Raw genomic sequence first — 12,108 nt, 5'->3', positions numbered from 1 at the left:
GGTCATTTCTTCGTGTTACCCTCGGGAAGGCGCGTGATCAGCGCGCTGGTGTCGTATCGGTTGCCGCCCGCGGCCTGCACGTCGGCATAGAACTGGTCGACCAGGGCAGTGACGGGCGATGCGAGGCCGAGCCGCTTCGCCTCATCCAGCGCATAGCCGAGATCCTTGCGCATCCAATCGATCGCGAAACCGAAATCGAATTCGCCCCTGCACATCGTCTGCCAGCGATTGTCCATCTGCCAGCTCTGTGCAGCCCCGCCCGAGATCGCCTCGTATGTCCTGTCGAGATCGAGCCCCGCCGCATCGGCCAGCCGGACCGCTTCGGAAAGGCCCGCAAGCGTGCCGGCAATGCACATCTGGTTCGCCATTTTGGCGGTCTGGCCCGCGCCGACGGGACCGACATGGACGATCGCCTTGCCATAGGCCTCCATCACCGGACGGGCGCGCGCCATGTCTTCGTCCCAGCCACCGCACATCACCGCGAGCTTGCCGTTCTCGGCGCCCGCCTGACCGCCGCTGACCGGCGCGTCGACAAAGCCGATGCCGCGGGCGGCGCAGGCTTCGCCCAGCTTGCGCGCCATGGCAGCCGATGTGGTGGTGTGATCGACCAGCAGCGCCCCTTCGCCGAGCCGGGCGAGCACACCATCCCCGCCCAGGGTCACGGCTGCGAGGTCGTCGTCATTGCCGACGCAGGTGAAGACGATGTCGGCCCCGCGCGCGGCATCGGCGGGGGTTTCTGCGAAGGAGATCGCGAGCCCTTCCCCCTCCCACGCCGAGCGCCATTTCGCCGCTCTTTCGGGGGATCGGTTGTAGGCGGTCACGCGGTGTCCGGCGCGGGAAAGGTGGGCGGTCATCGGTCCGCCCATCACGCCCAGCCCGATGAAGGAAAGCTGCAATGTCTCGGTCATGGGGCGCGTGACTAGTCGCTCGCTGCGCACTTGCCAACGCATTCGAACGCTCGGGCGAGCAGGCGGGCGAGCCGCCGGGCCAGCTAGCGGGAGCCGCGCGGGTGAGTGCATTTCGCGCAAGGAAGCGATTGCCCTTCATGGCGCCCCGGCCTAGGGCTGCGCGGGTCATGACTGCGCAACCGCTCCCCAAAAAGGCTCCGCACCCGGCGACGCCCGGGCCCGAGGCTCTCACCATCGACACTGTTCGCGCCGCCGCGCGCGCGATCGAAGGCGCGGTGGTCAAGACGCCGATGATGCACTCGATCACGCTCTCGCAGATCACCGGCGCGGATATCTGGCTGAAATTCGAGAACCTCCAGTTCACCGCCGCCTACAAGGAACGCGGCGCTCTCAACGCTCTGCTTGCCCTCTCCGGGGAACAGCGCGCGCGCGGCGTGATCGCAGCGTCGGCCGGCAACCATTCGCAGGGCCTGTCCTATCACGGGACCCGGCTGGGCGTGCCCGTGACGATCGTCATGCCGCGCACCACGCCGACGGTGAAGGTCATGCAGACCGAAAGCGTGGGCGGTAAAGTCGTGCTGGAGGGGGAGACCTATGACGAGGCCTACGCCCGTGCCCGCGAGATAGAGGCGGATCTCGGCCTCACCTTCATCCACCCCTTCGACGACCCGCTGATCGCGTCGGGACAGGGCACGGTCGCGCTCGAGATGCTGGAAGTGAAACCTGATCTCGATTGCCTCGTCGTGCCGATAGGCGGCGGCGGGCTGATTTCAGGCATGTCTACGGTCGCGCGATCGTTCAATCCCGCTATCGAGGTGGTCGGCGTCCAGTCGGCGCTCTTTCCCAGTATGTTCGCACAGATCAAGGGCGAGGAACACGATTGCGGCGGCGACACGCTGGCCGAGGGGATCGCGGTCAAGAAACCGGGCGCATTCACCGCGCAGGTCATCGCCGAACGGGTCGACGACATCGTGCTCGTCGATGAGCCAAGCCTCGAAAAGGCGGTCTCGCTGCTGCTCCAGATCGAGAAGACGGTGGTGGAGGGCGCGGGGGCGGCCGGGCTCGCCGCGGTGATGAGCTATCCCGAAAGGTTCAAGGGCAAGTCGATCGGCCTTGTCCTGTGCGGCGGGAATATCGACACGCGCCTGCTCGCCAATGTCCTGCTGCGCGATCTCGCCCGGCAGGGCCGCCTCGCACGGCTGCGGGTGACGCTGCAGGACCGGCCAGGCGCGCTGTTCAAGGTCATGCGCCTGTTCGATGCGCACAATGTCAACATCATCGAGATCTATCACCAGCGCATCTTCACCACGCTTCCGGCAAAGGGCCTCATCACCGACATCGAGTGCGAGGCGCGCGATGCGGCGCAGGTCGACCAGCTGGTGAAAGCGTTGAGGGAAGAAGGGTATTCGGTGCAACCGGTCGAACTGAACTGACGCTGGCGCGACAGAGGCTGTCCCGAACGGGTAACAACCTTGCGCATGTTTGGTTCGGATCGCTCCGCTTTGGTGCCGTTTTCCCTCCCAGCCTGTGCAAACTAAGCGAATATTCACCCTGATTCGTGGTTAAGGGACTTTTACCGGACCCTTCGAGCAGGCATAACATTGTCTTAACACGAGCCCCGCCGATTCCCCCTTGCCAGAGGACCCGACAAGACCCGTGACGGCCCCTATTCGCTTTCCCCGTTTCTTCGTGACCTCGCCCGCGCCCTGCCCTTATCTGCCGGGCAGGCAGGAGCGGAAAGTGTTCACGGAGCTCAAGGGCGCGCATGCGGACCAGCTCAACGAAGCGCTCGGTCGGATCGGTTTCCGGCGCAGCCAGACGGTTGCCTATCGCCCGAGCTGCCTCGATTGCCAGGCCTGCGTTTCCGTCCGCGTGATGGCCGGGGAATTCCGGCCCTCGAATACGCAGAAACGCGATATAAAGCGCAATTCGGATCTTATCGCGACGGAATGCCGTCCCTGGGCGACCGACGAGCAGTTTGAACTGCTCGCGCGTTATCTCGGCGAACGGCATCCGGATGGCGGCATGTCGCAGATGGACGAACTCGACTATGCCGACATGGTCGAACACACGCCCGTCACCACCAATGTGGTTGAATATCGTGAACCCGACGCGGACGGCAATCCCGGCGATCTGGTGGGGGCCTGCCTGACCGACCGTCAGGGCGACGGGCTTTCGATGATCTATTCCTTCTACGATCCCGCGCATCCCACACGCGCCGGGCTCGGCAATTACATCATCCTCGACCATATCCGCCGGGCGGCCGAACAGGGCCTGCCCTATGTCTATCTCGGCTATTGGGTCGAAGGGTCGCCGCGCATGCAGTACAAGGTGCGCTATCGCCCGCTCGAAAGGCTCACTCGCGAAGGCTGGCAGGTCATGGATGCGGACGAACAGAGCCGCCTGATCGCCAAGGCAACAGCTCCGCGCAACGAAGGCAGGGACGACATCGCGGCAGCGCGCGGCAAGGATGGCCAGCCGCTTCGCTTTCCCTCATCGGACTGAACCGCCCGCGTTGCTCTCTCGGGACAGGTAGAGCGCGGCTTCTGCTGCACGGCGTCTGACCAGCCCCTTCATCACTCGTCCTGCCGCCTTGTTCCAGCGCGCGAATTCGCGCGCGGCGCCTGCGTGGTCGCCTGCGCAGTGAAGGCGCGTCAATGTCGCACGGCGTATGGCCCCGGTATTGTAATGAAAGCTCAGAAGCGCATCGAACTGCGCCTGTGTGGTCGGTGCAGCGCCGATCGCCCGCGTGACCTCGGCTGCATAGCGTTCGAGATCCGTCTCGAGGCGCGCATCGCATTGGGCCTGCGTCCACACCGTACCCGGCTCGATCAGGCTGTCGGGCTCGATCCGCTCGCCTGTCGCCCCCCAGCCGATCGTCCATGGCTCGTCCCCGCTAGCCGGGTCAGGATAGGCCTCGACCAGCCCGTCGCTACGCAGGCGGGCGCAGCCCTCGAAACGTTTGATGATGGCGATCCCCTCTGCCCCGATCCGCCGCGCTGCGGGTCGGCTGCGCCGGATACGTGGCACGCTGCCGCCGCCAGTCCGCGTCTCCGCTGATGCCGCGCCCGAAGGCCCGCTATCCATGTGGGTTCGTCCGGCCCCCAGCGTTTCGTCGCTGGCGGCATCGAGCCGCTCGACCTCGCTCTGGCGAAAGCCGCGCCGCCGCATGATCGTCCGCATCGCGTCGAAGATCGGCTTGCGCGGGCTGGGCTGGGGATCGGGACCGGTCATCGCAGGGACTCCTTCGCAGCTGGCAGCAAAGGAGCGGCGATTAGGCAGAGGCGACACCAGTAGGAAAATGAAAAGATGCCGATAGCTCACTCAACGCTCGCAGCGTCCTCGTCCTCGTTTGCCGGGCAGGCGAGTCCGCGTCCTGCCCAGCCGACCCGATCGTGATCCTTGGCGATCTCGCGGAATTCAGGAAGGCGCCGTAGCGGCTCGCTGCCGCTTGCTGAACTGGCTGTTCAGGGCGTGACGATCTCGAAGCTTCCCGGCATCGGATCAAGCGCGCCGAGCAGCGCGGCAAGCGCGTTCTCGTTGCCTTCGACCGTAAGCCCTGCCGTTTTCATCTGCGCCAGCGGCAGCTTTGCCAAAAGCAGGCCGAGGACAAGCTGGCGCGGCGCTCGCACGATCGCATCGGGCGCGGTGCGCATGTCGTCCATGCGCCCGATAAGCACGCTCTCATTCGCCTCCATGAGCGCGGTCTCGTCGCGATCGGTCAATTCGAAGCGTACAGCAACGTGCGGCTTCCCCAGCTTTTCCGGGTCGTAGCGCGTCGCCGCCGAATCGAGAAGCAGTCCGGTCGGGATCGCGGCGATCAGGTCCGCACTCTGAGTGCTGAAATTGTCGGCCCGCCCGTTGCGCAGCTCGCTAGCCGCGACGAGGAACTGGTTGCGCCAGATCGCGCTTTCGGACTGGTAGCCCTGCTGCTCGTAGCTATCGGCAAGGAGGTTCTTCGCCGCCGCATTGTCCGGTTCGGCGAATACGAGCTGCTGGAGAAGGTCTGAGGACCAGCGATAGTCGCCTTCGGCCATTGCAACGCGAGCAAGCGCAATCATCCGGTCTGCGCCGCCCAGCGCCTCGACCATCCGCTCCGCGCGGGGGATCGGAGGGTGCGCGTGGAGATTGGCGGGGACCGCATCGTACCAGCCGAGATAGTATTGGTAGATCGCTTTCGAATTGTGGCTGTAGGTACCGTAATAGCCATGGTTCGACCATTCCTCGGCAAGCTGGGGCGGCAGCGGGACGGCTTCGGCGATCTCGACCATGGTCGCGCCGCGGTTCATCCGGCGCACCGTCTGGTCGTGGAGATAGCGATAATTGTCGCGCTGCGCGGCGAGCCATGCCGTTCCTGCCTCGCGCCCGAATTGCGGCCAGCAATGGCTCGAGATGACCACGTCGCTCCTCGGTGCGTAATCGGTCACCGCCTCGTCGAGGAAGCGTGCCCAGGCTCGCGTGTCGCGCACCTTCGCCCCGCGCGGCGTGAGGATGTTGTGCATGGTGCAGGTCGCGATTTCGGCGGCAAGGAAGGTGCGTTGCGGCGCGACGTAGACGTTGAGCTCGGAGGGCGCCTCGCTGCCCGATACGATCTGGAATTCAAGCTCGACACCGTCGATGCGCCGCGTTTCGCCGGTCTCGCGGATGATGTCGGTGGGTTCGACCAGGGTTATGGTCCCGCGCGAGACGGCCATGCCGATTCCGCTTCCCATCTGGCCCGCGTCGCCAGGGACCAGCCCCGCGCCGAACTGGTAGGCCGCGCGCCGCTGCATCGCGCCGCCGGCCAGCACGTTCTCGGAACTGGCCTCTTCCATGAAATGCTCGGGTGCGATCACCTCTACGCGGCCCGCGGCGATATCCCCGGCGCTGATGACGCCGCGCACGCCGCCGAAATGGTCGGCATGGCTGTGGCTGTAGATCACTGCGCTGACAGGCCGTTCGCCCAGCGTGTCGTTGACGAGTTCGAGCGCCGCCGCCGCGACTTCCTTCGTGGTCAGCGGGTCGATCAGGATCCAGCCTGTCTCGCCGCGGATCACGGTCATGTTCGAAAGGTCGAAGCCGCGCACCTGCCAGATTCCGTCGGCCACCTCGAACAGGCCGTGGCGCTTGAGGTAGCGCATGTGCCGCCACAGGCTCGGATGGACACTGGGCGGGGCCTCGCCGTCGACGAAAGCGTAGGCGTCGAGGTTCCAGACCGGCTGGCCGTCGGCATCACGGATCAGCGGCTCGGTGCGGGTCGCAAGGAAGCCGCGCGCGGCGAAATCGGCGTCGCGCGTTCCGTCGGGTGGAAGCGAGGCTGCCGCTTCGCGCTGGGCCGCGACGGTCGCAGGGGAGGCGGGTTTCGGGCTCTCCTGCGCGCCTGCCGCCGATGCCAGCGCGGTTGCGGCGAGGCCTGCCACGATAAAGCTTTTTCTCATGTCCCTCTCCCCATTTCCCGAGAGGATAGGCGAGGGCGGGGGCGCGAGGCAATCGGGCATGAAAAAAGCCGCCCGGACAATGATCCGGGCGGCTTTCCCACGGGTGAAACGGCGCGCGTCAGGCGCTGTAATACATGTCGAATTCGACCGGGCTGGGGGTGGTCTCCCAGCGCAGCTGCTCTTCCCACTTGAGCTCGGCATAGGCCTCGATCTGGTCGGTCGAGAACACGCCGCCCTTCAGCAGGAATTCGTGGTCAGCCTCGAGCGCTTCGAGCGCCTCGCGCAGGCTTCCGCACACGGTGGGCACCTCGGCCAGTTCGGCCGGGGGCAGATCGTAGAGGTTCTTGTCCATCGCCTCGCCGGGATGGATCTTGTTCTCGATCCCGTCGAGCCCTGCCATCAGCAGCGCCGAGAAGGCGAGGTAGGGGTTGCAGATCGCGTCGGGGAAACGGAATTCGACCCGCTTGGCCTTTTCGCCCGCGCCGTAGGGAATGCGGCAGGAAGCCGAACGGTTGCGCGCCGAATAGGCGAGCAGGACCGGCGCCTCGAAGCCCGGCACCAGCCGCTTGTAGCTGTTGGTGGTCGCGTTGGTGAAGGCGTTCACTGCCTTCGCATGCTTGATGACGCCGCCGATGAAGTGAAGGCAGGTTTCCGACAGTCCGGCATATTCATTGCCCGCGAAAGTCGGGGTGCCGTCCTTCCAGATCGACATGTGAGTGTGCATGCCGCTGCCGTTGTCGGCCTTGATCGGCTTGGGCATGAAGGTCGCGGTCTTGCCATAGGCGTGGGCGACCTGCTGCACGACATACTTGTACACCTGCACCTGGTCGGCGGTCTTGGTCAGGGTCGAGAAGGTGATGCCGAGTTCATGCTGGGCGGCGGCGACCTCGTGATGGTGCTTGTCCATGTTGAGGCCCATTTCCATCATCGTCGAGACCATCTCGCCGCGGATGTCCGACGCGCTGTCCACCGGAGCGACCGGGAAATAGCCGCCCTTGGCGCGTGGGCGGTGGCCCATATTGCCGGCTTCGTATTCCTTGCCGGTATTGGTCGGCAGCTCGATGTCGTCGATCGCGTACCCCGACCCGGCATAGCCATCCTCGAAGCGCACATCGTCGAACATGAAGAATTCGGGTTCGGGTCCGACGAAGATGGTGTCGCCGATGCCGGAGGACTTGAGATAGGCCTCGGCGCGCTTCGCGGTCGATCGCGGATCGCGTTCGTAAAGCTGGCCGTCGGACGGTTCGACGATGTCGCAGAAGATCGCCAGCATCGGGGTGGCCGAGAAGGGGTCGGTGTAGACCGCGTCCATGTCGGGCTTGAGGATCATGTCGCTTTCATTGATGACCTTCCAGCCCTCGATCGAGGAGCCGTCGAACATCAGCCCGTCCTCGAGCGCGTCCTCGTCCATCGCGCTCGCCGCCATTGTGAGGTGCTGCCATTTGCCCTTGGGATCGGTGAAGCGCAGGTCGACCCATTCGATTTCCTCGTCCTTGATCTGTTTGAGGACGTCTTTCACGCTTGCCATATTCTCACTGCCTCCACGATTTGGTGCTGGTTGTTGGAGAGGATGCCCGCCTACCCGGCGAGCGGGGTTGTCTCGCGCTCAGATCGCATCGTCGTCGGTCTCCCCGGTGCGGATGCGGAGTGCGGAATCGATCGTGCTGACGAAGATCTTGCCGTCGCCGATGCGGCCCGTCTTGGCCGCCGCCGCGATCGCTTCGACCACGCGCGCGGCCTGGTCGTCCGGGACGACGACCTCGAGCTTCTTCTTGGGCAGGAAATCGACGACGTATTCGGCGCCGCGATAAAGCTCTGTATGGCCCTTCTGACGGCCAAATCCCTGGACTTCGGTGACGGTTATGCCGGACACGCCGATTTCGTGCAGGGCCTCCTTCACCTCGTCGAGCTTGAAGGGTTTGATGATCGCCTCGATCTTTTTCACGTGGTCCCCTGTCGCTCGCGGCCCGTTTTTCGACCCAAGCTGTAGCGCAAGGAATCGGAAGGTGTGCCTATGGAATTAGCAAGATTGTGACGCGCGGCGCAACAGGGCTCGTGACCGCGCCGCAATCTGCCCGAAATTTGGGCAGAAGGCCCGTTCACAGGCGCAATCCTGCGGTTTCGGGAAGGCCGCACATAATGTTGAGGTTCTGGATCGCCGCGCCTGACGCGCCCTTGCCGAGATTGTCGAGACGGGCAAGAAGGCGGGCCTGCCCGCTTTCGGGACCGCCGCCATACACCGCCAGTTCCATGCCGTCCCAAGGTTCGGCATCGCGGCGCAACAGGATCTCGGACGGCTGGTCGGGATATTGCAGCACGGTGATGAGGGAGCTGTCCGCATAGACGCTCGCCAATTCGCTCTCGAGCATCGGTGCCGAATTCCGTTCTTCCAGCAGCGGGGCCGGGATCGGCACGTCGACCACCATTCCCCGGTGCGCCGGAATCACGCTGGGCGAGAATGCCGGTGGGAACGAAAGGCGGGCATAGGCCTGCATTTCCGCAAGGTGCTTGTGCCCCAGTCCAAGCCCATAGGCGCGAAAGGCGATGTCGCGCTCGGCTTCGAACCGCTCGATAAGCGCGTTGCCCCCGCCCGAATACCCGCTCACCGCGTTGACCGTGTAAGGCCAGTCGGCCGGCAGCAGGCCCGCCTTCACAAGGGGCGCGATCAGCGCAAGGAAGCCCGTGGGATAGCACCCCGGATTGCTGATCAACCGCGCGTTCGCGATCCTTTCGTGCCCGATGATTTCGGGAAAGCCATAGGTCCACCCCTCCGCCACGCGGTGCGCGCTCGAGGCGTCGATTATCCTCGTGTCGGAGCCTTCGGCGAGCTTTGCCGACTCTTTGGCGGCCTCGTCAGGCAGGCAAAGGATCGCGATGTCGGCTTCGTGCAGCGCCTCGCGCCGCTTGCCCGTATCCTTGCGCTCCGCATCAGCGAGCACGATGAGGTCGAATTCCTCGCGGCCCGTGAGCCTGTCGCGGATCTCGAGGCCGGTCGTGCCTGCCGCCCCGTCGATGAAGACCCGGTGGGTCAAGCCTCGCGTTCCCGTGGCGCGAGGTCGCCGATGCGGCAATAGCCGCTGGGCCCTTCCGGCCCGAGACAGCCCCAGACCCAGTCGCCTGCGATGTCGAGCACTTCGAACCGCGCGCCTGCGGGCAGGCGGTGGAGAATTTCGCTGTCCTCGCGCGGAAGCAGGCGCAGCTCGGCACCCTGCGGCCCGAGCGAGCGGATTTCGGGGATGACGTAATGCGCGGCGAGATGCTGCCCTGCGAGCGCGATATGGGCAAGGTCGCCGCGCAGCGGCAGGGTGCCGGGCGCGGGTCGCTCGACCGGGCCATCCAGGCCGAGCACGCCGGTCGGCACGCCATAGCCTGCATCGCCTGTCATGCTGTCCGCTCGCGCGCCGTTCATCGTCTGGTCGCTATCCTCGCCGGGTCGGAATTAGGGTGAAGCCGCGCGCTTAGCGGCAAGGCGGTCCGCGGGCAAGCGAGCGCGCTGCGATCACCCGCCGTAGCGTTTGCGCAGCGCGTGCCAGCTTGCGCGCAGACCACAGGCGCCGCCGCCCTTGGCCCGTCCGGGTTTTGCCGATGGGCGCCAGGCGAACGTGTCGAAATGCACCCAGTCGAGGCCCTCTGCGACAAAGCGGTCGAGAAAGAGGCCCGCTACGCTCGCGCCGGCAAAGGCGTTCTGGTGCGCGTTTGCAAGGTCCGCGATATCACTCGACAGCCATTCCCGGTAGGAATCGGGAAGCGGCAGGCGCCATGGCGCGTCGTCGTTTTCCTTGCCAGCGGCAAGAAAGGCCTCGGCCGTGTCGTCGCGGCGCGCCATCATGGCGGCGAAATCGGGGCCGACCGCGACCCGCGCCGCGCCCGTCAGGGTGGCGAAATCGACGATAAGGTCAGGTTCCTCCTCGCTTGCCCGGGTGAGCGCGTCGCCCAGGATCAGGCGACCTTCGGCATCGGTGTTGTGAATCTCCACCGTCAGCCCCTTGCGGCTCGCCAGCACGTCGCCGGGACGGAAGGCCGAGCCGGAAATCGCGTTCTCGACCGCGGGGACAAGCAGGTGCAGCCGCACCTTCAATTGCGCGCCCATGACCAGCCCTGCAAGCGCGATTGCGTGCGCCGCGCCGCCCATGTCCTTCTTCATCAATCGCATGCCCGATCCCGGCTTGATGTCGAGCCCGCCCGAATCGAAGCACACGCCCTTGCCGACGATCGCAAGAACGGGGTCCCCTTCGTCTCCCCAAGTCAAATGCATGATCCGCGGCGCGTGATGGCGCGCGGCGGCCCGGCCGACCGCGTGGACCATCGGGTATTCCTGTTCCAGCGTATCGCCGCGCGTCACCTTGAGCTGTGCTCCATGCGCCTTCGCCAGCTTCTCGCATTCCGCTTCGAGCGCAGCCGGTCCCATGTCCTCGGCCGGCGTGTTGACCAGGTCGCGGACCTTCATCTCGGCCTCCGCCTCGGCCCGCAACGCCTCCATCCGGGCGATTTCTCCGGTAAGCAGCACGCGCGGCCCCGCCGGCTTGTCCTCGGCACGGTAGCGGGTGAAGCGGTATTGCGCGGTCATCCAGCCGAACATGGCAACGCCCGCCTGGCGCTCCCCCGCGAGGCGATAGGTCCCGCCGGGCAGCGCCTCGGCAAGCGCGGCGAGGCACCAGCTCGAAAGGCTTTCCGGGTTCGCAACCCCGCCGACGGCGAAGAAACCGTCACCATCGGGCACGATCCCGACCTGGTAGCCGCTGCCATCGAATTTCTGCGCGGCGAGGCTGGCACGCTGCCCGGCGGAGAGGGTCTTGGCGAAGTCCTCGAAGCCGTCCTTGTTGACGAGGTGGATGGCGGTGGCATCCTGGCCGCGATCGGGCTGGATCAGGTCCTTTGTATCGGTCATAGAAGGCTACTTAGTCGTGGCTGTGCGCTTGTCACGTTTCAATTCGGGCGAGCCGCGCCTTGTCGGTCCGCCAGGGGAGGGTGCGATGCGGTCTGTGTGGCTTGCCGGGGCGTGTCTTGCGCTGATCGGATGTTCGTCGCCCGAGGAGATGGGCGAGGCTCTGGGTGCCGAGGGGACCGATGCCGGTCTCACCGTCTCCAGCACGGACGACCCGCGGCCCGTCAATTTCGAGGATCATGACGAACGCGGCGGCGGCACGCGCGATTTCCTCTATGCCTGGCCCGCCGAGGTCTCGGCGATCCCGGCGCTCGCCGAGCTGCTGGCGCAGCGGCGCGACGCGGCGCTGGCGGAACAGAAGGCCGACTGGGACGAAGCGCTCGCCGAATTCGCGGGCGAGGACTGCGCCTCGTGCAAGGCGCGCGGTTTCTCCAAGGGCTGGGACGTTGCCGCCGACACGCCGCGTTTCCTCTCGCTCAAGGGCGAGATGAGCCTATATACCGGCGGAGCGCATCCCAATTCCGCTTTCGACGCGCTGGTCTGGGACCGCGAGGCGGGCGTGGGCCTCGATCCGGTGGATCTGTTCACCTCGCCCGATGCGCTCTACCGGGCTGTGCGCGCGCCCTATTGCGATGCCCTCCTCTCCCAACAGAAGGAGCGGCGCGGAGAATATTTCACTCCTCCCGAAGACCCGCTGGCGCAGTGCCCCGGCCTCGACGACCTCGTCCTCGTTCCGGCGAGCAATGGCGGCGAAGCGATCGACGAACTGTACCTGCTCGCCGCGCCCTATGTCGCAGGGGCCTACGCCGAGGGACCTTACAAGGTCCAAGTGCCGGTAACGGACGCGGTGATCGCGGCAGTGAAGGAGGAGTATCGCGGGGCCTTCGCCGCGCCGTGA

The 12,108-nt window shown here is 65.7% G+C and carries 11 protein-coding genes; 3 read left to right on the top strand and 8 right to left on the bottom strand.

Going from position 1 to position 12,108, the window contains the following annotated elements:
- Positions 1-2 precede the first annotated feature (2 nt).
- A complete protein-coding gene (locus tag Ga0102493_RS12000) occupies positions 3-908 on the bottom strand; it encodes an NAD(P)-dependent oxidoreductase (protein WP_034903445.1) in 906 nt (301 codons plus the stop codon).
- 167 nt (positions 909-1,075) lie between these two features.
- On the opposite strand from Ga0102493_RS12000, the gene Ga0102493_RS11995 reads away from it, so the two are divergent.
- Together Ga0102493_RS11995 and Ga0102493_RS11990 are read left to right on the top strand one after the other, a co-directional pair.
- Complete coding sequence (locus Ga0102493_RS11995; protein WP_034903447.1) at positions 1,076-2,341, top strand: threonine ammonia-lyase; 1,266 nt, start codon at positions 1,076-1,078, stop codon at positions 2,339-2,341.
- A 223-nt stretch (positions 2,342-2,564) separates the two neighbouring features.
- On the top strand, positions 2,565-3,413 hold the full coding sequence (locus Ga0102493_RS11990) for an arginyltransferase (protein WP_034903450.1): 849 nt from the start codon (positions 2,565-2,567) through the stop codon (positions 3,411-3,413).
- Here the strand turns inward: Ga0102493_RS11990 and Ga0102493_RS11985 are convergent.
- The 7 genes from Ga0102493_RS11985 to Ga0102493_RS11955 form a co-directional block, all read right to left on the bottom strand.
- Positions 3,402-4,142 carry a lysozyme gene (locus Ga0102493_RS11985; protein ID WP_034903452.1) on the bottom strand — a complete coding sequence of 247 codons (741 nt, stop codon included), beginning with the start codon at positions 4,140-4,142 and terminating at the stop codon, positions 3,402-3,404. The two genes, Ga0102493_RS11990 and Ga0102493_RS11985, sit on opposite strands and share 12 nt — an antisense overlap.
- Before the next feature lie 233 nt (positions 4,143-4,375).
- On the bottom strand, positions 4,376-6,325 hold the full coding sequence (locus Ga0102493_RS11980; RefSeq protein ID WP_083228527.1) for an alkyl/aryl-sulfatase: 1,950 nt from the start codon (positions 6,323-6,325) through the stop codon (positions 4,376-4,378).
- A gap of 118 nt (positions 6,326-6,443) precedes the next feature.
- A complete protein-coding gene (glnA, locus tag Ga0102493_RS11975) occupies positions 6,444-7,853 on the bottom strand; it encodes a type I glutamate--ammonia ligase (RefSeq protein WP_034903455.1) in 1,410 nt (469 codons plus the stop codon).
- 78 nt (positions 7,854-7,931) lie between these two features.
- A complete protein-coding gene (locus Ga0102493_RS11970; protein WP_034903458.1) occupies positions 7,932-8,270 on the bottom strand; it encodes a P-II family nitrogen regulator in 339 nt (112 codons plus the stop codon).
- A 154-nt stretch (positions 8,271-8,424) separates the two neighbouring features.
- A complete protein-coding gene (gene argC, locus Ga0102493_RS11965) occupies positions 8,425-9,357 on the bottom strand; it encodes an N-acetyl-gamma-glutamyl-phosphate reductase (RefSeq protein WP_034903460.1) in 933 nt (310 codons plus the stop codon).
- On the bottom strand, positions 9,354-9,734 hold the full coding sequence (locus Ga0102493_RS11960) for a hypothetical protein (protein ID WP_081845630.1): 381 nt from the start codon (positions 9,732-9,734) through the stop codon (positions 9,354-9,356). The genes argC and Ga0102493_RS11960 overlap by 4 nt, the downstream gene beginning before the upstream one ends.
- A 90-nt stretch (positions 9,735-9,824) precedes the next feature.
- A complete protein-coding gene (locus Ga0102493_RS11955) occupies positions 9,825-11,213 on the bottom strand; it encodes a leucyl aminopeptidase family protein (protein WP_034903463.1) in 1,389 nt (462 codons plus the stop codon).
- Positions 11,214-11,298: 85 nt separating this feature from the next.
- Between Ga0102493_RS11955 and Ga0102493_RS11950 the strand changes: the two genes are divergently transcribed.
- A complete protein-coding gene (locus tag Ga0102493_RS11950) occupies positions 11,299-12,108 on the top strand; it encodes a polysaccharide deacetylase family protein (RefSeq protein ID WP_150132466.1) in 810 nt (269 codons plus the stop codon).

Source organism: Erythrobacter litoralis, from assembly GCF_001719165.1.
Lineage (GTDB): Bacteria > Pseudomonadota > Alphaproteobacteria > Sphingomonadales > Sphingomonadaceae > Erythrobacter > Erythrobacter litoralis.
This window is presented reverse-complemented; position numbering and strand designations above follow the sequence as displayed.

Bases quoted from the DNA above. Each gene is read 5' to 3' on its own strand.
- Ga0102493_RS12000 (WP_034903445.1), bottom strand. From the start codon at position 908: ATGACCGAGACATTGCAGCTTTCCTTCATCGGGCTGGGCGTGATGGGC.
- Ga0102493_RS11995 (WP_034903447.1), top strand. From the start codon at position 1,076: ATGACTGCGCAACCGCTCCCCAAAAAGGCTCCGCACCCGGCGACGCCC.
- Ga0102493_RS11985 (WP_034903452.1), bottom strand. From the start codon at position 4,142: ATGACCGGTCCCGATCCCCAGCCCAGCCCGCGCAAGCCGATCTTCGAC.
- Ga0102493_RS11980 (WP_083228527.1), bottom strand. From the start codon at position 6,325: ATGAGAAAAAGCTTTATCGTGGCAGGCCTCGCCGCAACCGCGCTGGCA.
- glnA (WP_034903455.1), bottom strand. From the start codon at position 7,853: ATGGCAAGCGTGAAAGACGTCCTCAAACAGATCAAGGACGAGGAAATC.
- Ga0102493_RS11960 (WP_081845630.1), bottom strand. From the start codon at position 9,734: ATGAACGGCGCGCGAGCGGACAGCATGACAGGCGATGCAGGCTATGGC.
- Ga0102493_RS11955 (WP_034903463.1), bottom strand. From the start codon at position 11,213: ATGACCGATACAAAGGACCTGATCCAGCCCGATCGCGGCCAGGATGCC.
- Ga0102493_RS11950 (WP_150132466.1), top strand. From the start codon at position 11,299: ATGCGGTCTGTGTGGCTTGCCGGGGCGTGTCTTGCGCTGATCGGATGT.